The 21,538-nt window shown below is 68.2% G+C and carries 12 protein-coding genes; 2 read left to right on the forward strand and 10 right to left on the reverse strand.

From position 1 onward, the window contains the following. The 6 genes from PLE19_14395 to PLE19_14420 form a co-directional block, all read right to left on the reverse strand. Nucleotides 1-1,629, reverse strand: a 1,629-nt coding sequence (locus PLE19_14395) for a DUF4175 family protein (protein HPD16140.1), incomplete at its 3' end; no start/stop codon positions are given. 17 nt (nucleotides 1,630-1,646) lie between these two features. Further along, the gene (locus PLE19_14400) at nucleotides 1,647-4,037 is read right to left on the reverse strand and encodes a VWA domain-containing protein (protein HPD16141.1); all 2,391 of its coding nucleotides are present in this window, start codon (nucleotides 4,035-4,037) and stop codon (nucleotides 1,647-1,649) included. A gap of 10 nt (nucleotides 4,038-4,047) precedes the next feature. Further along, nucleotides 4,048-6,258 carry a BatA domain-containing protein gene (locus PLE19_14405; GenBank protein HPD16142.1) on the reverse strand — a complete coding sequence of 737 codons (2,211 nt, stop codon included), beginning with the start codon at nucleotides 6,256-6,258 and terminating at the stop codon, nucleotides 4,048-4,050. A 16-nt stretch (nucleotides 6,259-6,274) separates the two neighbouring features. Next, nucleotides 6,275-7,366, reverse strand: coding sequence for a hypothetical protein (locus PLE19_14410; GenBank protein ID HPD16143.1), 1,092 nt, complete (start codon nucleotides 7,364-7,366; stop codon nucleotides 6,275-6,277). 101 nt (nucleotides 7,367-7,467) lie between these two features. Further along, nucleotides 7,468-8,382 carry a DUF58 domain-containing protein gene (locus tag PLE19_14415; protein ID HPD16144.1) on the reverse strand — a complete coding sequence of 305 codons (915 nt, stop codon included), beginning with the start codon at nucleotides 8,380-8,382 and terminating at the stop codon, nucleotides 7,468-7,470. Then, nucleotides 8,339-9,415: a MoxR family ATPase gene (locus PLE19_14420; GenBank protein HPD16145.1), complete on the reverse strand. Its 1,077-nt coding sequence runs from the start codon at nucleotides 9,413-9,415 to the stop codon at nucleotides 8,339-8,341. Before PLE19_14420 ends, PLE19_14415 begins: the two co-directional genes overlap by 44 nt. Nucleotides 9,416-9,686: 271 nt before the next feature. On the opposite strand from PLE19_14420, the gene PLE19_14425 reads away from it, so the two are divergent. Both PLE19_14425 and PLE19_14430 read left to right on the forward strand, forming a co-directional pair. Continuing rightward, nucleotides 9,687-12,344 carry a right-handed parallel beta-helix repeat-containing protein gene (locus tag PLE19_14425; protein ID HPD16146.1) on the forward strand — a complete coding sequence of 886 codons (2,658 nt, stop codon included), beginning with the start codon at nucleotides 9,687-9,689 and terminating at the stop codon, nucleotides 12,342-12,344. Nucleotides 12,345-12,458: 114 nt separating this feature from the next. Next, on the forward strand, nucleotides 12,459-13,523 hold the full coding sequence (locus PLE19_14430) for a hypothetical protein (GenBank protein HPD16147.1): 1,065 nt from the start codon (nucleotides 12,459-12,461) through the stop codon (nucleotides 13,521-13,523). 19 nt (nucleotides 13,524-13,542) lie between these two features. On the opposite strand, the gene PLE19_14435 is transcribed toward PLE19_14430, so the two are convergent. From PLE19_14435 to PLE19_14450, 4 genes are read right to left on the reverse strand one after another with little or no spacing between them, the layout of a single operon-like run. Beyond that, nucleotides 13,543-14,766, reverse strand: a complete 1,224-nt coding sequence (locus PLE19_14435) for a geranylgeranyl reductase family protein (GenBank protein HPD16148.1) — start codon at nucleotides 14,764-14,766, stop codon at nucleotides 13,543-13,545. Further along, nucleotides 14,763-16,211 carry a sulfatase-like hydrolase/transferase gene (locus PLE19_14440; GenBank protein ID HPD16149.1) on the reverse strand — a complete coding sequence of 483 codons (1,449 nt, stop codon included), beginning with the start codon at nucleotides 16,209-16,211 and terminating at the stop codon, nucleotides 14,763-14,765. Before PLE19_14440 ends, PLE19_14435 begins: the two co-directional genes overlap by 4 nt. Before the next feature lie 9 nt (nucleotides 16,212-16,220). Then, nucleotides 16,221-17,711, reverse strand: a complete 1,491-nt coding sequence (locus PLE19_14445) for a sulfatase (protein ID HPD16150.1) — start codon at nucleotides 17,709-17,711, stop codon at nucleotides 16,221-16,223. A 13-nt stretch (nucleotides 17,712-17,724) separates the two neighbouring features. Then, nucleotides 17,725-21,456, reverse strand: a complete 3,732-nt coding sequence (locus tag PLE19_14450; protein HPD16151.1) for a hypothetical protein — start codon at nucleotides 21,454-21,456, stop codon at nucleotides 17,725-17,727. Between the last annotated feature and the right edge of the window lie 82 nt (nucleotides 21,457-21,538).

Here is a 21,538-nt window from a genome sequence, read left to right on the forward strand (position 1 = left end):
GGTGGCCTCGGTTTCCTGCTGGTGCATGGTGCGAATGTCGCCGACGAGCTTGCGGCGGCGCTCGGCGAGGTAGCGCAGATACTCGTCCACGCTGACGATGTAGAGGCGGCGGCCCTGCGAGCGGCTCCTGAAGGCGCCATCGGCGCCGCTGTGGTTGTCGGCCACCTCGATGAGGTACGTCACCACGTCGCCCTCCTTGAGGGCGGGGATGCTCTGCTTGAGCACCCAGGTGGCCTCCTTCTCGACGAGACGGCCCTTGAGCGCACCGAGCGGGGCGCGCTGCTCCTCGCCGTCGTTGACGGTGTAGACGATGGCCGCGTCGGCCAGACCGTAGTCGTCGCGGGCCTGGAACTGGACGGTCAGGCTTTTGCGCGTGGTGGCCTTCTCGTCCTCGAGCGGGCGCAGGATCTCGACCTGCGGGGCGCTGTCGGGGATGACCTGGACGAAGTAGCGGACCTCGTCCTTGTACTCGTAGCCGTGCTCCTTCTCGCTCCAGTGGAACGAGTAGTCGAAGGATTCGGTGGCCACGGCCTCGAAGCGGGCGAGGCGCCCGCCGTCCTCGAGCTGCATGGGGATCGGCTGGGCGCCCTCGCGCAGCACGGCGGCGGAGGCGAGGGCCTGGTCGCAGCGCAGCTCCCAGAGGAGTCTGGTGCCCTCGGGGACCTCGAGGTTGAGGATGTCGAGCGTCTGAGGGGCGAGGCCGGTGTACGCGGGGTACTCGAGCCGCACGCTGGTGCCCACGATGCGCGGCGGGGGGACGACGGTGATCTGGTACTCCTCGGACGACACGTCGCCGAGCCGGATGCGGTAGCGGAAGGACTGATAGACCTCGCTGAACTCGTAGGAGTAGGTGTCGTCGGCAGCCTGGCTCCTGGGGAACGGGACGGTCTCCCAGGCGCCGGCCTCGGGGCGGACGTAGAGGGTGCCGTCGCGCGGGAGGAGCCCCGCGGCCCTGGCCTCGAGGGTCACTTTGGCGCCCTGCTGAATGGTCTGGCTGCCGGTGACGGCGAGCAGGCGGGTGCGTGTGGGGTAGCCGAGGCGGGCCTCGGGGTTGAGCAGGCGGTAGAAGAGCACGCGGAGGTGCTGGGACCAGTTGACGCTCACGACGCCGAAAAAGGCGACGACGAGGGCGGAGACGAGGAAGATGCGCTTGAGCTCGCGGTAGCTGATGATCTCGCGGAAATCAATCGGCTGCGTGTATTCGATGGTCTGGCGGCGCAGGGCGCGCACCAGGCTGGGCGAGATGTGGCTGCCCTCGGCGTGTCCCTCGCCGAACTGCACGAAGGAGACGAGGAGGCTCTGGAGCTCGGGGTGGCGGCGCTCGACCTGGAGGGCCGTGCGCACGGCGTCGTAGCGCCGCAGGTGGCGCAGCCAGTGATGCCACGCGACCCAACCGATGACGCCCACGTTCACCGCCACAAGGGCGAGCCGCCAATAGCCCGGCACACGGAACAGGAAGTCCACCAGGAGATCCAGCAGCACCATGGCCAGGGCCCAGAGCACGAGATAGCACAGGCCGCGGGTGTGGTGGAATCGGCGCTCCTTGCGCCAGGCGCGGTGGAGCTTGTCGGTGACGAAGTGCGCGCCGGGAAGCTCGGGCTCGGATTGTGCCGCGCTTATCGAGGCCATACTCTCACCATTCGACCTCAGATGAGGTCATACCTCCGTCTGAAGAACCATTCGGTCGCCGCGCACAGGAGGAGCAGGACGAAGATCGCGGGGAGGTCCCAGAGCTCCTTCTCGCGGCGGATGACGGTCGTCTGCACCTCCTGGCGCAAGGTATCGGGCAGCTCGGGCAGGTCGCGGATGGCGAAGTAGCGGCCGCCCGAGATCTCGGCGAGCTTCCGCAGGGCGTCCTCCTGCATCGCCGGCTCGAGCTGCTCGAGCGGCGTCGTGGCGACCTGGAGTTCCACGGTGTTCGAGTAGTCGCGGTCGGCGGGTGCCGTGCGCAGCAGGTAGCGGCCTTCGAGCTCGGGTGTGAAGAAGCCCTGGTAGAGGCCGGGCACGTCTTTCACAGGGTCGAGCTTGATCTGCGTGGTCTCGGCCTGGCCCTCGGGGCGCTCGACGTAGATGCTGTAGCTGGCGAGGTTGACCGGTTCGTACGCCTCGCTGAGCACGTTAGCATAGAGCTGCACGCGCTCGCCGGTGCGGAAGCTGCGGCGGCCGGTCTCGATCTGGATGCGCTTGTTCTCGCCGAGCAGGCGCGAGAGGGTGAGGAACTGGATCACCTGGCCCCAGTAGCGCGCGTGGTACTGGTCGCCCACCTTGAAGCGCACGCGCCAGAGCTGGTCGGTGCCGACGAACATGGCCTTGCCACGCCCGTAGCGCTGCCAGCAGATGAGCGGGTAGGGCTCGCGGCGACGCGGGGCGTCGGACAGCGTGGCGAGCACGGTGGCGGCGGGCTTGGCGCCGGCGAGGGCGGGCACCTGGTAGAGGGGGCGCACGTGCGCCCAGCGTGCCGTGTTGCGCTCCTCGGGCATCTCGAGAGTCACCACGGTCATCTCGTCGCCCTTCGAGGTGGGCGTGGGGTAGACCGTCTCGTCCACGGACTCCCAGGCTTCGGGCTGAAGGCGCACGGGCAGCACGCCCTCGATCGGTGTGCCAAGGTAGGTGGTGAGCGGGTTCTGATGCCCAGGCAGCACCAGCAGCGAGCCGCCGCGCTCGCGCACCAGTTGCTCCATGCGGGAGAGCTGCGCGGGGGTGAAGTACGAGGCCGGCACGTCGCCCAGGATCACGAGGTCGAAGACAAATGCCTCGCCGGCCACCTCGGGGAAGCGGTCGAGGTAACGCTCGGAGGCCTTGGCCAGATCGCGGTCGCCCTGGGTCATCAGGAACTTGACGTCGAGCCGATGGTCGCGGAGGAGCACGGCGCGCAGATAGCGGTACTCCCAGCGCGGCTTGCCCTCGACGTAGAGGACCTTGATCTTCTCGTCAATCACGCGGAGGTCGCGGGACAGCCGGTTGTTGTCGGCCACCACCTCGCCGGGGAGCGGGGCGGCTGCGACCTCGAGCTTCAGTGTGCCCGCCGTCTCGTCGGGGAGGAAACTCAACTCCTCGAACTGCGGCTCGCCGGTCAGCACGACGTCCTTGCGGGCGATCTCTTTGCCGTTGACCGTCACCGTGACGTCCACGTGTCGGTTCGTGAAGCCCTTCGAGGTGATGCGGAAGCGGACAGGCACGCGGTCCTTCGCGAAAACGGTGTCCTGCACCACCAGGCCCTCGAGGCGCACGTCGGGCGGGTCGGGCACGCCGATGCCCACGGGGAAGAGCGGAATGCCGCGGTCCTTCATCTTGCGGGCCACCTCGAGCGGCTCGAGGCCCTCGTTCGAGGCGCCATCGGTGAGCAGGACCACGCCGGCGATTGGCTGGCCGCTGTAGCGCGAGACCACATCGTCAATCGCCGTGCCGAGGCGGGTGGACTTGCCCTTGGGCTCGAGCTTGCGGAGCGAGGCAGCGAGCGCATCGCCCTCGCCACTGGTGGGCTGCACGGCGTCTCCGAAAGAGAAGTAGCGCAGGCGGAAGTCCCTTGCGAGTCTGGCGAAGATGTCGAGATGGGGATTCTCGAGGATGCCCTTGGCCAGATCGAGGCGGACCGCGGACGAGGCGTCGGCGCGGGTCCTGGCATCCATCACCTGCGGCACGGCCTTGTCGAAGGAGAGCCTGCCCAGGGCCATGGCGGCGTCTTCGAGTTCGCGCTCCTTCTTGCGTGCGTCGCGGATGGCCATGCTCTCCGAGTTGTCCACGAGCACGAGCAGGCTCTCGCGGAGCTTCACCGACATTTCCAGCCCGAACACGGGCTCGAAGAGCAGCAGGATGACGAGCGTGTAGAGGACCGCGCGCAGAGTGCCCAGGAAGATGCGCCGGCCGCGCGAGATGCCACGCTCGCGATAGTACAGCCAGACGGCGAACCCCACGGCCGCCAGGATGCAGGCGAGCACGATCACGCTGGGCCACGGGTGGCGCAGGAACCACTCGAAGTAGGTCACAGGCCCCACTTCCTCCAGGCCGAGCAGCTTGGTGAACCAGCGTCGGAGCATCCGGCTCTTCCTATCCCTTCACCTCGGCGGCCCGGCCGCCGAGCAGTTCGTCTTTGGTGGCCGCGCGGGCCGCCGCGCCGACCATGCGCCGCGAGAAATACCAGGCCAGGAACGACTCGAGGCCCAGCATCGCGAGGCCGAGGATCATCAGCGTGCGCCAAAGCTCGTGGCCCACACGCCCCGTCCTGATCGCCATTTCCAGGTCGTCGCCCCAGTCCACGAGGCGCACCGGCGTGCCCAGGAAGGCTTTGGCGAGATCGCGGCCGAGGAGGCTGCGAACGTCGCTCTCCGCGGGCTCGACGTTCACGGCGACGACGATCGGGGGCATGCCGGCGGCATAACGCGCCTCGTAGAAGCCGGGCAACTCGGGTCGCGCGAGCGTGATGGCGCGCTGGCCGTTCCGCTCGCTCACCTGGAGGGGGAAGTCCTTCCCGGCCGGGTCGCGGATGAGGACGTTCGCCTGCACGTTCGCCCTGGGCAGCGTGAGCGTGATCGGCTCGGCGATGGCGAACGAACGTTCGTGCTCCTGGCGTGAGAGGTAGGTCACAGCCTGGTGCAGCACGATGGGGTAAACGGGGTTGACCACGAAATTGGTCCAGTCGCGGTCGGCGGTGCTGGTGCACAGGAGCACGCGGCCGCGGCCGAGGCTCTTTTCGGCGAGCAGGGGGTCGTCGGTGCCCGCGAACTTGAGGATGGTGCGGCCGCCGTCGAGCAGTTCGGCCTTGACGTATTGGGTGAAGCGCGCGGCGCCCAGGAGCTCAGGCGGCAGGCCCTCGAGCGCGCTGGCCACGGGGTGGCCCGGCATCGCCACCTCGAGCGACACGCCGTCGGGCTCCTTCGGGCTGGCGAGCGCGGTGAGTCGGGCGGGGAGAAGCGACTTCTCGCCCAGGGCCATGCGCGCGTTGAAGAGGCGCGGAATGGTCTTGTCGCCCAGGAAGACGATGAGGCCGCCGCCCTGCTGCACGTAGGTGTGGAGCGCCGCGGCCTGGTCCTTACGGACGTCGGGCAGGTTGGCCAGGATGACGACTTGGTAGTCGGAGAGCCGCTCGGCGGGCAGGGAGAGCCAGGGGATGACTTTGACGGCGAGGGCCGCGGCGGCCGGCCCGCCGCGGCGCGGCGACAGGGCGGTGGCCAGGAAATCGGTCTCGCTCTTGTACGGCTCGTCGCTGGGCGCCCCGTCCACCGCGAGCACGCGCACTTGTTCGGCCACGTGGGTGACCGCGTAGCGCAGGTTGTCGGTCGTCAGCGGGTCGGGGCCGAGCTGGGCGGCGAGACGCGTGTCGCCCGCGGCGTCGAGGCGGGCGAAGAGCGGGATGGTCTTGGCCTGGCCCGCCGGGATACGGTCTATGACCCGCTGGTCTACCGCCTTGCCCTCGATGGTGAGGGTGACGCCCACGCGCTCCTGGGGCTGGCGGCCGAAGTTGGTCACCTCGGCCACGTAGCGGGCGATCGCGCCCCGACGCAACGTGCCCGAAGCCACGGCGAAGTGGGTGATCGCCAGGTTCTCGGCGCTGTCGCTGGCGACGGACAGCGCGAATATCCTGGCGACCTGGCTCATCTCGCGGAGCGAGATCTTCACCTTGTCGGAGAGCTCTTCCCACGAGGTCGCCTGCGCATCGGTGACGAGGTAGCACTCGCGCATGGGCGCGCGGACCTCCCGGACGAGTTTCTCGATCTCCTCCAGGCACAGCTCGAGGTTCAGGCGCTCCGGCACGGGCGCCGCCTCGGCGAGGGCGGCCTCCACGCGCGCGGCGTCGTACCCCACGTCGCGCAGCAGGATGCGCGGCGTGCTGCCCATCAGCACCAGGCTGACCGGGTCGCCCGGCTCCAACGTGCTCAGCACCTTGCGCACGCGCGTGAGCGCCCGCTCGAAGCGCGTGTTCACGCCAGGCCGGTGGGCCATGCTGAACGAGGCGTCCAAGGCGATGACCACGCCCACGCGCGCCTCGGCGCCGAACCACTTGGCCCCCGCCGTGGTGAGCGTGGGCCGGGCCATGGCGAGCGCCAAGAGCAGCACCGCCAGGCAGCGCAGCACGAGGACGAGGATGTCCTCGATCCGAATCTGCCGCGCGCGGATCACCAGAGCGCGCCGCAAGAGCTCCATCGCCGCCCAGTCAATCCGCTTGTGCCGGTACCGGTTCAGCAGATGGATCAGGATCGGCACGGCGATCGCCAGCGTGCCCCAGAGCATCGGTTTGTAGAGAAAGTCCAGAAAGCCCATACAGACCTCTATCCGGTCACTGTCCCACCACCATGGGGTCCCCGATCAGCACACCGCAGGGGAACCGCATGAGGGGGCCGAAATCCACCTCGACGGCCAACTCGGCGTCCGGCGGCACCTCGACGGCGACCGCCTCGCGCTTCGAGGCCGGCCCGATCTCGCGCTCGAGCAGCGTCTTGCCCGCCGCCACGAGCCGCAGCTTCACGTCGCCGCGCATCCCCTCAATCGGGGCCAGCGTGGCACGGAGCGTGAGGCGCGGCCCCTGAACCCTCGGCACCCGCCAGCTCGCCGAGCACTTCGGCTCGATGCGGATGCCGCGGATGGCCACCAACTCGCCCGGCCAGGCCCTCGAATCGCCCTGTGTCACGTACTCGAGGACCTCCGGCGGCACCCCCCTGGCCACCAGTGGCACCGCGTCCACCCTGGCCGGCGCCTGCTCGGCCACGTAGACGACCGATGCCGGGCGCCGTAGGACGGAGCGGAGCAGGCGATCAGGCACAGGGATGCGCCCGAGGACCGCGTGCTCCAACTCCAGGACGCCTTTGCCTGGCGTTGCCTTGCCGCGGAGGACCGAGCCATCCACCAGGCTCACCTCGTCCTCGGTGCCGGGCGAAGGCTTCGGCCCGCTCCTGAAGAGGTAACGGGCCAGGCCCTCGCGCGACAGCGTGAGCACGCCGAGGGGGCTGTCAATGGCCACCCGCTGCTCATCCACCCACATCAGGCGGCCGGGCACGGGCTCCCCCTTGACGCGGTAGAGCGTGCCCGGCTTGTCGGCGGCCTCGGGTGGCGGCAGCGCGGGCAGGAAGTCGAGCGCTCGCAGGGCCGCGACATCCAGCTCGCGCTCGCCCACGAGCGGGAGCCGAACCTTCAGCCTGCCTGCCGTGAGGCTGGCGACGTTGCACAGCCACACTTCGCCGCTCGCCATCCGCAGCGCCTCGGGTGGGCGGATCGAGCGCGTGTCGCTCGCTCGAATGACAAAGAGCACATCGCCCCAGGCGACAGGCTTGCCCGCTACCTGAAGCGCGCCGTCGGCGAACGCCACCTGGCCCTCGATGCGGTCGCCGGGCGTCTGCACCACGTCGGCCAGACCCGGCAGCGAAGCCACCATCAGGGCGGCCACAACCCCTCGGAGCCGGCTGCCACAGGTCCGACCTGTCGGACGCGTCGGACTCGTCGGACTCGTCTGGCTTGCCGGACCCATGGGCGCCGCTATCTCACATGCACGCTTCGAATCCGGCCGATGAGATACCCCGACAGCACGGCATCCACCGGGCGCGAGGTGTCCACCAGCGTGTAATCCACATGTGCCCGTTCGCAGGCCCGCCGAATCTCCTGGAGGAACTTGCGCAGTTCCTCCAGATAGGCCGCGCGAATACGCTTGGGCTGCGTGACGACCTCGCCGTCCTCCTCCAGGCCGATGAACTTGCACGAGCCGTCGTAAGGGAACTGGAGCTCGTGCGGGTCGAGCACGTGGAAGACGGCCACGTTGTGTCCCTTGAAGCGCAGGTGCTCGATGCCCTGCACGAACTCGGCCACGTGGTCGAACAGGTCGCTGAAGAGCATCACGAAGCCGCGCCTCGGAATGCGGTTGGCGAACTCGTGAAGGATCGCCGCCACGTTGGTGCGCGGCAGGCCCTCGACCTTCTCCAACTCCTCGGCAATCGTGCGCACGACGCCCATGGTGGTCTTGGGCTCGATGTAAGAGCGGAGTTGATTGTCGAACACCGCAAGGCCCGCCGAATCGCGCTGCCGCACACACAGGTAGGCCATGCTGGCGGCCATGAACTTGGCGTACTCCAGCTTCGTGACCGCGTGGGAGCCGAAGTGCATGGACGAGCTGGCGTCGAGCAGCAGGTTGGCCGTGAAGTTGGTCTCGGCCTCGAAGAGCTTCAGGTAGTAGCGCTCGGTGCGCGCGTAGACTCGCCAATCCAAATGTCGGGTCTCGTCGCCCGGCACATACTGGCGATGGTGCGAGAACTCCGTGGAGAAGCCCTTCAGCGGGCTCTTATGCATGCCGACATGCAGCCCCTCGACCACCTCGCGGGCCACCAGCTCCAACGGGCCGATCCGCTGGAGAGTCTCAGGATCGAGATACCGCAGCTTGTGCTGTCTTGGACTTGCCATCGTAGAGCCGCTCGTCTGCTGGGACGGCCTCGAGGAGTTTGTTCACGATGTCGTCGCTCTTGAGCCCTTCGGACTGGGCGGCGAAGTTGGGGATGATGCGATGACGCAGGATGGGCAGGGCGACGGCGCGCACGTCATCGGTCGAGGCCGCGAAGCGGCCGTGGAGGACAGCGCGGGCCTTGGCGGCGAGCACCAGGAAGATGCTGGCGCGCGGCCCCGCGCCCCAGGTGATCCAGTTGTGGATGAAGTCCGGCGCCTCGGGGTCGCTTGGGCGCGTGGCGCGGGCCAACTTGGCCGCATAGTTGCAGATGTGCGGGGCGGCCGGGACGCGGCGGACCAGACCCTGGAGCGCCAGAATCTCATCGCGCGAGATCACCTCGGCCAGTCGGTCGGGCATGGTGCCCGTCACCCGATCAATGATCGCGATCTCCTCGTCCCAGGTCGGGTAGTCCACCAGAATGTTGAAGAAGAAGCGGTCGAGCTGGGCCTCGGGCAGGGGATAGGTGCCTTCCTGCTCGATGGGGTTCTGCGTGGCCAGCACGAAGAAGGGGTCGGGAACCGGATAGTCCTCGCCGCCCATCGAGACCTTCTTCTCTTGCATGGACTCGAGCAGCGCGGCCTGCGTTTTGGGCGGCGTGCGGTTGATCTCATCGGCGAGGATGATGTTCGAGAAGATCGGGCCCTTCATGAACTTGAACGCGCGCTGGCCCGTCTGAGGGTCGTCCTGGAGAATCTCGGTGCCCGTGATGTCGCTCGGCATCAGGTCGGGCGTGAACTGGATGCGTCGGAACGACAGCGACAGGGTCTGGGCGAGCGAGCTGACGAGGAGCGTCTTCGCCAGACCCGGCACGCCCACCAGCAGGCAATGGCCGCGGCAGAAGATGGCGATCATCATCTCGTCAATCACCTGGTCAAGGCCGACGATGATCCGCCGAAGCTCGGCCAGAATCTTGTCGCGGCCAGCACGCAGATGCTCGACAGCCTTCTCGTCGTCCTGGGTGATGCCAACGTTCGGTGTTCCTGGCGCTGCCATGGCGTTCTCCTAGACAAGGTGACGCGCCACGATAGCAAGTCGGTGCCGGGGAGTCAAGCTCGATTCCGGGGCGCTTGCGCGCCCGCGTGCTTTGTGCTAGATCGCTCTCAGCGATTCGGCGTCTTTCGCATGACCAGCCGCCTGAAGGGGGCACTCCGGGCTCGGGGTGTCCCGGTTGTGAGTGCCGCCTCTGGACGGGCTTGCCGCTCCGCAAGGCACCACGCCGAATCGTCGAAAGCCACTTAGCCTCGCGCCCATGAAGGAGGCCCGCATGAAGACCATCTCGTTAGCTTGGATAATCCTGGCGACGACCCCGACCTTGGCGGTGACCCTGCACGTGTCGCCGGGCGGACGGCTCAAGTCCCTGGAGGAAGCCCGCGACGCGATCCGGGCGCGGCGGGCCGCAGGCGCGCTGGCCGAGCCGGTGCGCGTGGCCATTGCCGATGGCGAGTACGCGCTATCACGGCCCTTCGTGCTCACGCCGGAGGACAGCGGCTCCGAGTCATGCCCGATCACGTACGAGGCGGAGCGAGGGGCGAAGCCTGTGTTCACCGGGGGCCGCCGCATCACGGGCATCAAGGCAGGGCAGGACGGGCTGTGGAGCGCGCACGTGGCCGAGGTGAGGGACGGCAAGTGGTACTTCGAGCAACTCTGGGTGAACGGCCGCAGGGCCATCCGCGCCCGCTTGCCCAACAAGTTTTACTTCCACATGCTTCGCCCGCTCCCCACAGGCATTGACCCACAGACGGGGAGGGACGCGGACCTGTCGAAGCGGGCCTTCCTCGGGCGGCCGGCCGACCTCCAGCCGCTGTTCGCCATTCCCAAGGACCGCGTCCGCGATGTGACGCTCGTGGCCTACCACGCCTGGGAGACCTCGCGGCATCGCCTCGCGGCGGTGGACGAGAAGACTGGCGCCGTCATCACGACCGGGAATGCGCCCTGGAAGTTCCTCGATTGGGAGCACGCGCAGCGCTATCACCTGGAGAACTTCCGCGCGGCGCTCGACGAGCCTGGCGAGTGGTTCCTCGACCGCGACGGCACGCTCCTCTACAAGCCGCGGCCCGGTGAGGACCCTGCGACGGCGGAGGTGATCGCTCCCATCACCGAGACCTTCGTGAGATTCGCGGGCGAAGCCGCCCTCGGTCTCGCGGTGGAGCACGTGACGCTGCGCGGCCTGACGTTCCGCCATTCCCAGTACATCCTGCCACCGACCGGTCACGCCGACGCCCAAGCCGAGGTCACCGTGCCCGCGGTCATCATGGCCAACGGCGCCCGGCACATTGCAATCGAGGATTGCGAGATCAGCCGCATCGGCACCTACGCGGTCTGGTTCCACGACGGGTGCCGCGACTGCCGCGTTGTCCGCTGCCTCTTCGAGGACCTGGGCGCGGGCGGCGTGAAGATCGGCCACGGCTGGGAGCGGGACAACCCGGCCCCGCCCTATCTCACGAGCCACATCACCGTGGACAACTGCATCATTCGGGAAGGCGCCCGGATTCACACCGGTGCCCATGGCGTGTGGATCGGCCACAGCCCCGACAACCGCGTGACGCACAACGACATCGCCGACTTCTTCTACACCGGCATCTCGGTCGGCTGGCGCTGGGGCTACGCGCCCAGCGTCGCCAAGCGCAACACCATCGAGTTCAACCACATCCACCACCTCGGTTGGGGCGTGCTCTCCGACATGGGCGGCGTCTACACCCTCGGCCCCTCCGAGGGCACCACCGTTTCCAACAATCACATCCACGACGTCTATTCCTACAGCTACGGCGGCTGGGGCCTCTACAATGACGAGGGAAGCTCGAACATCGTGATGGAGAACAACCTCGTCTACCACACGAAGACCGGCAACTACCACCAGCACTACGGCAGGGAGCAGGTCGTCCGTAACAACATCCTCGCGAACAGCCGGGAAGGCCAGATTCAGCGCTCCCGCGTCGAGCCGCACCTGTCATTCACCTTCGAACACAACATCGTCTACTGGAAGGGCGGCCCGCTCTTCACCGGCAGCGGGGCGAGGGACGACAAGGTGGTGCTGCGGAGCAACCTCTACTGGGAGACCTCGGGCCAGCCCATCTCGTTCAGCGGCCTGCCCTGGGAGGAGTGGCAGAAGCTGGGCAAGGACCAAGGCAGCCTCATCGCGGACCCGATGTTCGTGGACCCCGAGAAGGGAGACTTTCGCCTCAAGCCAGATTCGCCAGCGCGGAAGATCGGCTTCAAGCCATTCGACTACACGAAGGCGGGCGTCTACGGCGACCCCGCGTGGGTGAAGCTGGCGGCGAGCGTCGAGTACCCCAACGTCGAGTTCGCCCCGCCGCCACCCCCGCCTCCGCCGGTAGTGTTCCGCGAGGACTTCGAAACGGTGCCCATCGGCGCCCCGCCGCCGCTGGCGAAGTGCTACACCGAGAAGAAGGGCGATGCCCTCGCCGTGACCGAGGAGGCCGCTGCGGGCGGCAAGCGGAGCCTGAAGGTGCTCGACGCCCCCGGCCTCCAGCACGCCTACAACCCACACTTCTTCTACGTGCCGCACCACCGCGAGGGCGTGACGAAGTTCGCCTTCGAGATGCGCATCGAGGCCGGCACCCAGATGTATGTCGAATGGCGCGACGACGCGAACCCCTACAACGTCGGCCCCACGATGTCGGTCTCCGGCGGCAAGCTCCACGTCAAGGACCAGCCGCCGCTCGACATTCCCGCTGGCCAATGGGTCCGCTACGAGATGAGCGCCGGCCTTGGCCCGCAGTCCACGAGCACATGGGAATTGGTGGTCACACAGCCCGGCCAGCAGCCGAGGGTGTTCAAGGCCATTCCGTTTGCCAAGCCAGGCCTCAGGAAACTCGATTGGCTGGGCTTCTCGAGCACGGCGAATGAGAAGGCGGTGTTCCTTCTCGACAACGTCGAGCTGACGAACTCGGCGGCCCGGTGAGGGTCCCGCTGTTCCGTCAGCCCCATTCGTCCTGTCTGTCCCACATCCCCTGTGGGCGTGACAGGACAGACAGGATGGACGGGACCGATACGACACAAGAGAAGGAGGTGCGCCATGCGGCGGCATCTGCTGGCTGTTTTGCTGGGCATCATCGCTCTGGCCCTCGGCTGCGCGCGGCAGGTTACGGTGGCGCAATCCAAGTCCCCGTGGCGGGTCGTGCCTGTGGCCGGTGTCACGGCCACGCTCGATGTGCTGGACGCCGGCCAGGGTAGCCAGCAGGCGTTACGCCTGACGTTCAGAAAGGCCGGCGCGGAGCGGCGGTTCATCGCCATCGAGGGCCGGCCCTCCGGCGACCCTGCGGGGGCAAAGGCCCTGTCGGTGATGTACCGTCTCGCCCTAGCCGAGGGAACCGCCCCGAAGCTGGCGCTTCTGGTCTTCGAACAGGATGGCGGAGCGTGGCTGAAGGTGGGCGGCGCGTCGCTCGTGGCCGATGCATCGCTCGAAGCGCGGCTGCCGCTCGAGGGCCTGAGCCGGGCGGAGTTCGCCCAGGATGCGGACGCCGAGCCACGCCTCGAGCAGGCCACGCGCTTTCAAGTGGGGCTCGTGGTGGACGGCCCCGCCGAAGGCACCCTTGAGTTCGGCCGCATCGCGTTCACCTCCGAACCGTACAAGCCGTCCGCGCCGCTGCCGGTGGCCTACGGCAGCCCGGCGGTCTGGGCCATTGGCAAGGACCCTGCCGTCGAAGCGAAACTCACCGTGACCAACGACGGGCCGGGCGGCAAGCCCGCGGTGCGGTTCGACTTCACCTTCCCGGGCGGACGGCACATGTACGTCACCCCGGCCGTCTCGGTGCAGGACATGGAGGCCGAGGGCTATCGCGGCTTCCGGTTCGCCTACAAGACGAGTCTGCCCGCTGGGATCAACGGCTTGCTGGTGTGCGCGAGCGAGCGCGGCGACCACGCGCAATACGTCGCCGAGCCGCCCCCGCCGGCAAGCAGCGAGTGGGTGACCGTCCAGATCGCCTTCGACCATCTGAGGCTCGGGGCCTGGTCGAAGGACGAGAACGACCGGCTCGATATTGGCGAGATCGCGCAGTTGATCATCGGCCTGCACGGCACGGCCGCCGAGCCGAAGGCCAGCGGCTGGATCGTGGTGTCGGAGATCGAGCTTGTGCCGTAGAGGCTGCCCGCGCGCCGATTCAGCCGCGCAGCTTGCGCCCAGCGAACCGGGCGGCACCGCGGAAGACATGCCGCAAGACGCGGAAGGAAGGGGAGGCAGGCTCGGGCGACAGCGCGGACATGCCCAGGCGGTGCAGCCAGCTTCCCTGCCTCGAATGGCGCGCGAAGAAGTCGTTGAGCCAGCACCGTGAGGCCGCCCGCTCGGCCAGCGCATAGGCCATGTGACGCGGCCGCAGGAGCCTCTCGATCTGGCGGGGGTACTCCACCGCGGCCTGCGGCTCATCGCGCACAAGGGCCTCGTGCAACGCGGCAGCCGCCAACTCGGCGGTGCGCATGGCCGGCGAGATGCCCTCGCCCGTGAAGTGCAGCGTCGAGCCCGCGGCCTCGCCGATTGCCAGGACACGCCCGGCAACCACCCTGCGGGTCCCATCGAAGCCGCACCGCACCATCGCGCCGCCGAGCGGCGACACGCTCGTAGCGGCGGCGAACAGGTCGCGAGCGATGGGCAGCTCGGCGATTGCTCCGTCGAGGGCCGCCTTGAGATTCCCCCGCCAGCCGCCGCCCGCGCGGCGCAGGATGCAGCAGCCGACGTTGTACTCGCCGCCGCCCATTGGGAAGAGCCACAGGTACCCCGGCGAGATGGCCCGTGGGAAGAAGACCACCACCGCGTCGAGGCGATAGGCCGAGCGCACGTAGCAGCGCACGCCCACGGCGGTCGGGGGCTCGTTGTGGACCATCCCCAGGCGCCGGAGAAGCGCGACACGCGTGCCCGTGGCCAGCACCGCGAAACGCGACGTGAGAGGCTCGCCGCGGCCCGCCACGTGGAGGGACACCAAGGGGCTCCCCGGGTCTATCCCCGTCACCTCGCCGCAACCAAAGGTCGCGCCCGCCGCCTCCGCGTGCTCGGCCAGGAGCGCGTCGAATCTCGTCCGCCGGAGGGTGAGGAGGCGGGCTGGCATGACTGCCTCGTACTGTGACGGGCTGAAGCCGCGCACCCCGCGCACCTCGTGGGCTTCGGCCAACACCCCCGCGGCCAGGTTGAGGCGCTCAAGGATGGCGATGGACGCCTCGGTGAGGCCGTCGCCGCACACTTTGTCGCGGGGGAAGCGGTGCCGGTCGAGGAGCAGCACCCGGTGACCGCAGCGGGCCAGCAGCAGAGCCGTCACCGAGCCGGCCGGCCCGGCGCCCACCACCGTCACGTCCCACCCGCAGGAGGGGAGACTGGCCGCGTCCTGGTGGCTCATGACCCGAACGCCTCGGCAGGGCCGTAGGGAGCCACACCCACGGTGACGTAGCCGTTGATCGCCGTGTCGTTCTCCCGATGGGCGAACCGCCAGAGCTTGCGGACGAGCTGGCGCTTCGCGTCGGCATATGCAGGGTCGGAGGCGACGTTGCGCAACTCGTGCGGGTCGCTCCGCAGGTCATACAACTCGTCGTCGTCGAAGCCGTTGAACACGTACTTGAACTCCCGGGTGGTCACAGAGCGTTGCGTGTAGTAGAGCTCGACCCCGTTGCACTGGGTGAAGATGGCGTCGCGCCACGCGGCGGGGGCTTCGCCGCGCAGGAAGGGCACGAGGCTTGCTCCGGTCAGGTCGGTTGGAGCCTTGCCTGCCGCCAGCTCGGTGAACGTGGGGCCGAAGTCGGCGAGCGAGACAAACTGCCCGACGCGGCTGCCCGGCTTGCGGATGCCGGCCGGCCACCGGATGACGGCAGGGACGTGGTAGGCTCCTCTGAAGCAGGGGATGCCTTTGGCGAAGAGGCCGTGGTCGCCGCAGTAGTCGCCGTGGTCGGCGGTGAAGAGGACGAGGGTGTCGTTGGCCTGACCCGTGGCATCAAGGACGGCGAGCACCTTGCCGAAGAGATCGTCGAGATAGGTGCAATAGGCCCAGAAATGGCGGATGCCCTCTCGAATCTCGCGCTCGGTCATCTGGTCCCACACGGTGCGACGCATGCGGCGGTAGATGCGCGGCTTGTCATCGAGCGTGTCGGCGAAGCTGGGCGGCAGCCGCACATCGTCCAGCTTGTAGAGGTCGAGGAAGCGCTTCGGCACGAAGTAGGGGTCGTGCGGCCCCGTGAGGCTGACGTAGAGGCACCAGGGCTTGCCGCGCCTGGCGAGGTCGGGCAGGGCCTCGATGGCGAGCTTGACCGCCTTCTCGTCGTGGGGGTTGCCGGTCTCGCGGGTGCCGTACATCGTGTAGGTGCCGTAGCCGGGGCGGAAGGCCTGGCCCTCGCCGCGTTGGGTCGGCTCGGGCTGCTGGGCGAGTTTCTGGTAGTGCTGCCACTGGGTCTCGTGCTCGGCCGGCTTGTGGCCGCTGACGAAGAGCTCCTCGTGCCAGCCGCGCTTGGCGGGCGTTTCCTCCACGCTCACGTGCCACTTGCCGCTCCAGGCGAGATGGTAGCCGGCGCCCGCAAGGTCCTCGCTCCAGAGGCGCACGCCGGGCTTGAGGCCGCGGCTGATGGCCTGCGCGTTGCAGACGTTGTTCCACACCCCGTGCCGCGAGGGGTACAGCCCCGAATGGAAGGTTGCGCGAGACGGGCAGCAGTGGGGCGAGGGACAATAGGCCTCGGTGAACGTGACCCCCTGCTGGGCGAACTTGTTGAGGTTGGGTGTCAGGCAGGGATGCTCGGCGAGCGCCGTGTCGCCCCGCTGGTGGTCGGTCATGAAGATGAGGATATTCGGCGTTGCCACGGGGTCTCCTCAGATCGGGTAACGTCCGGGGTGGTAGCGGTTGAGGCGCCGCTTCAGCTCCGCCGCCTGCGGGCCGCGGCCGGTCTTCTCCAGGCGCTCGAACATGCGCTCGGGGCTGTAATAGGGGAAGACGCCCTGGGAGATCATCTGTTCCATTGGGTCGCACGGGGCTCCTTTCTGGAACTGCTCCTGCCGCCAGTCGGCCAGCATCGCGGAGAGCTGCCCGACGACATCGGGGCGCTCGGAGGCGAGATTGGCCGACTGGTGGGGGTCGTTCCGCATGTCGTGGAGGAGCGCAGGCTCGTCGTATGGGTAGAGGCCGGGATGCAGGACGCGCATCATCAGCCAGTCGGGCGTGCGGACCGTGCGGGTGAGGGTGTAGATGCCGTGGTCCCACACCTGATAGGGCCAGCCGGCGAAGCCCTCGCCGCGGAGAGCAGGGGCGAAGGAGCGGCCATCCCAGCGTGAGGGGACAGGGAAGCCGAGCAGTTCGCACAGGGTGGGGCACAGGTCGAGATTGTAGATCATTGCCTCGCTGCGGCCGGGCCGTGTGGTGACCCCAGGCCAGCGGACGATCATGGGGATGTTGTGCACAGCCTCGTTGGCGATGCCGTGGTCCATGTACTGGCCATGCTCACCGAAGGAATCGCCGTGGTCGGCGCTGACGATGATGGCGGTGCAATCCAGGACGCCGGCCTCATCGAGAGCGTCGAGCACCTGCCCCACGTGCCAGTCGGCGTAGGCGAGCGAGGCGTCGTAGCCGTCCACCAGCAGCTTCAGGTCGTCGGTCGTGCGGATGGCGTCGGGCATGTACTCGACGGGGCGAGCGTAGCCGCCGCCTTTGCCGCCCTCGTAGCCGGTGTAGAGGTCCACCGCTGTGCGTGGGCCGTAGAACGCCTGGTGGCGGTCAATCGTCGCCTGGTCGGGCCAGGGGGGACCGGGAAGGCGGCGGAACTTCTCCACCCACTCGGCGGGCGTGCGGTAGTGGCTATGGATGTCCCAGTAGTGGAGGTGGACGAACCAGTTGTCTTCGCGCGCCTGCTGTCGGAGCCACGGGAGGAAGGCGGCGTTCACCTCGTCGGCGCGTTCCTGGCCCCGCTTGCGGGTGAAGGCGTGCACCTCCTCCCAGCCGGCGTTGAACCACCAGGCGTTGTGGCGGTCGGCGAAGCAACTGAATGTGACGGTCTTCATCCCCTGCTGCCAGAGGTGCATGGCGAGCATCGGGCGGGTGTTGTCGCGCCCGTGGCAGTTGTAGAGATCGTGGTAGCGGAAGTCCTCGCCCGTGCCGTGGTGGGTCACGACGCCGTTGTTGAAGCCGAAGCGCCCGCTGAACAGCGCCGCCCGCGAGGGGAGGCAGGGCGAGTTCGCGCAGTAGCAGTGCGTGAACGTCACCCCCTCGGCGGCGATCCCGTCGAGGTTCGGGCTTGTCGGCCGTTGATACCCATTGCAGCCCAGGTGATCGGCACGGCAACAATCGAGGTCAATGTACAACACACGCACCTACGGTTCTCCTTCAATCAGGCCAGGCTTGCCAGTTCCGCCAGATGGGCGGTGGGTCGAGGGCGCGGATCTCGAAGGTGTACTCGCCGGGGAGAATGGGGACGATGAGGGTGTCGCCCGCGGTGCCAGGGGCAAAGGTCTGGCCGTCAATGACGAGCATGGGCAGACGGTCGAGACCCTCTGGGCGCGTGAGGTAGAGGAAGCGGCCCAGGCCGCCCGTCTTGCCCTTGATGCGGTCAGGGCCGAATGCGACCTCATAGGGGCCGTCGCAGCCCCACGCGCGGAGCTTGTCGCTGCCGCCGACGACTATCTTCTTCTCGCGGTCGAAGGCGGCCGGCACCTCGATGGTGGCCGGCTTCGCCAGGTCGGCCACGGGGATGATGCAGTGGGCGGGGATGGGGCTGCGAAGAGTGGTGCCCTTGAAGGACACGCTCCCAGGTCCTTCGGCGATGATGAGGTGAACCTCGCTGGGGTAGACACGAAGAGCGCCCGCGATGCCTTCGAAAGCGCTATCGCCCTGGCTGAACTTGATGGGCTTGGCCGAGGCGAAGACGTAGTCGGTGCCCTCGCTCGTGGTGAGGCGGGCGACGCCATCGGCGAGGGGCTCGCACTTGGGCGGCGCCTCGTCGGGCGCCTGGGGGTAGAGCATCACCAGGATGTCCTTGCCCGCCCCGACGGGGCCGAAGGCCGTGACGGAGATGGTCTCCTCGACCTGGATGCTGGTTTCGCTGCCCTTGAGCACGGGCGAGCCGGCCTTCTGCCAGCAGAGGGCGGGACGGTTGTACATCGGGCCGGCCTGCGTGGCGTCGCGGGTCTCGGCGGCGACGCTCGTCGGCTGGAGGAAGCGGGCGTGGAGCTTGGGGCCGAAGGGGCTTGTGTAGTCGAGACCGCTTTCGCTCGTCTTCACCAGGTCCTTCTTGCCCGGCGTGCGGAGATACCACCACTTGGCCTGAAGCGTCTTGGCGTCGCCCTCCGGCTCCTTAACCTCCCGCGGGTCTTGGAATTCGCGGGAGGTCGGAGCGAAGCTGTCGCGGAGGACGAAGTAATTGGGGCCTTCGGCCGCCTTGCCCTTGAGGAAGAGCACCTGGCGGGTCCAGCGCTGCGGCCCGTAGTCGCCCTCGCCGCGGAGATAGTCCACGGACGGCGTGAAGCTGTGGGCGTGGAGCTGGGAGATGGGCCCACCGCCTGGCCAGCCGCCGTCGTCGGTTCGGGCGCCGAAGCGGACGCGGTTGTGCCAGCCGAACTCCTTGCTGAGCTTTGCGAATGGCCCCTCGCCGTGAATGGCGTAGCCGAAGAGGCTGAGGGTGGAGAAGGGCGCGCCCTTGGCGTGAATGATGAAGTCCCCCTGATTCGCGTCGCAGTGGCTCGTGAGATACCCCTGGCGGAGGGCGAAGAAGGTCTCGTTCGGGTCGCCCGCATGGGCGCGGAGGACGGCGCCGAAGCCAGGGAGCCAGGTGCTCGCCAGCTCCTTCGGCACGTAGCCTGCGGGGAGCTGCGAGAGGAGGTCGGCGTTGGCTATGACGCGCTCGGCGAAGCCGGCGTCGTGGTGCTGCTCCATCGGGCGGCCCGTCTGGTCCCACGCCCAGGCGAGAGCTTTCGCTAGCTCCGGGTCCAAATCGCGCATCAGGCCGGCGGCGACGAGCCAGTGGGTGCACAGGTCAATCCCCTCGTGGCCCCAGTTGGGGAGCGAGCGTGCGCCGAAGCGGGGGTCTTTGGGGGCGAGGAGTTGGAGGGTGAAGCGGGCGGGCATGGCGGCAAGGCGGGCCGTAGACTCGTCGAGGCGGCCCGTGCGGCCGAGGACGGTTGCCGCCTGCATGATGTGCGGGGCGCTCGCGCCGAAGTAGGTGAGGAGTTCGCTCCAGGCGCCCGTGGGGCCGGTGTTCATCGCCAGCTTGTAGCGAAGGTATTTCGCCGCCACGTCGAGCCATTCTCTTGCCCTTGGGTGGTCGGGGATGAGGGCGGCGGCGAAAGCGAGGCCCATGAAGCGGTTGATCGGCATGTTCGGGTTGCCCAGGTGCATCATCGCGCCGCGTGGATTGAAGTCGGGCTCGGAGAGCAGGCTACACACGGCGGCGAGGTGGCAGCGGAGGGTCCTCCGCTGCTCGTCGGTCAGCCTGGGGCTGGAGAGGAGCTCATCCATCCGTCCCGCCCAGCCGGCCATCTGGGTCTGGCGGTAGCTCGAGACCCAGGTGGTGTCGCGTGCGTCGCCGCCGCGGGAGAGGCCGGCGAGGGTCTGGCCGAGGGGGCTCGACCATTCGCCCGGGTGGGTCAGGCTCTTCCACAGCTCCTCGCGGCGCTTGTCGTCGTCGCTGAAGTAGAGGAACTTGCCGAGGACGTCGCCACCGGGGGTCGTGGCGAGGTTGGGCTTGAGGCGTTCGACGTCCTCCTTGCTGAAGACCAGGCGGGGATACGTCACCTTCGGGTCGGCGGGCCAGTCGAGCACCCAGTCCTTGTAGTCGTCGAGATTCACGTAGCCCTCCTCGGCGCGGAAGGAGTGAAGGGTGTCGTGGTATTGGAGCGGCCCGGCCACGAGCGCCCACTGGCGTCGGACGAAGCTCAGGGGCAGCGCGGGATCGTACTCGCCTGTGTGGAGCAGCGTGTTCGGGTGCGGCTCGGCCACGAGGGGCCAGCGAAGCTCGACCTTGTTGCCCCGCCGCGTGTAGAGCGACGATGTCTGGAATTGCTGGTGGGCGCTCCGCCAGTTGCCCGCGTGGAGCGGCACCACGGCGAAGAACCCGACCTCCCGCGGGTTCTGGAACCCGCGGGAGGTTTCGACCAGACCGAAGTAGTGGGCCGCGGGATGCCAGGGATACCAGACGGCCACATCGAAGACCTTGTCGAGGTCCTTGTGGAACGAGAGCTTCCGGCTGCCGAATGTGTTGCCCGCATAGGGCTTCGTCTGGAAGCCGGCCGCTGCAAGCTGCGCCTCGAACGCCTCGTCGTGTCCCGTCTCGCGTCCCTGGGGCGCATGCCAGAAGACGTGGGTTGGCGACCAGTTCTCGTTGAGGACGAAGGCCACTTGCAGCGCTTTGCCCGAGCCGACTCGCTTCATATCGAACTGCTCGTCAATCCGCACGGCGGGGTCGCCGGCGATGATGCGCGCCGTAAGCTGATAGAAGCCGCCGTTGTCGAATGTATAGCGCACGGTGCCTTCGGCGAAAAGCGGGCCGTCCGCCGTGAAGGCGGATGTGTATCCCGTGACCCTCGGTGCCTCCTCGGGCCTCTCTGCCCAGAAGTAGCTGCCGCCGGTCGTGGCCCTGTTCGCCGCGGTCACCTCGCGGAGAGGGCCAACGGTGCCCAGAGGCGCGGGCTTCGCCAATCTGCGCTCGCCCTTCTTCTCCAACTCAACCGTCACGAGGCCGTTGGTCAGAACCTGTCGCCGGTTGAGCACTCCGCCGGTCGGTGCGATCTCCGCAGCCATCGCCCGAGTCTTTGGCAGGTTCGGCTTCTCGGGCAGGAGGCGGTAGCGGAAGCTGCCGCCCTTCTTGAGTTCGGCCATGAAGGAGAGGCGGGCGGTGGCAATCGAGCCGTCGGGATGGAGCTTCACGTCCCAGAGCTGGCAGAGGGTCTCCAGCCCCGCGTCGTCCACGAGGCGCACCTGGCCGGGGCGCGCCTTGCCGGGGTCGAGCTTGAGGGGGTAGGTGAGCATCGTCCGCCGCCAGTCGCGGCCCAGGCGCTCGACGCACTCGAACGTCGCCAGCGGCTCGGCGCCGAGGGCGGGGGAGGGGAGAAGGAGGCTTGCCATAGAGAGCACAGAGAACGCTGAGAGGATAAGCCGGAGAGAGGCCCGTTCCGCGTGCAAGTATGCACGCCCTGCACCGTGCTGT

The organism is Planctomycetota bacterium, assembly GCA_035384565.1.
In the GTDB taxonomy this organism is placed as follows: domain Bacteria; phylum Planctomycetota; class PUPC01; order DSUN01; family DSUN01; genus DAOOIT01.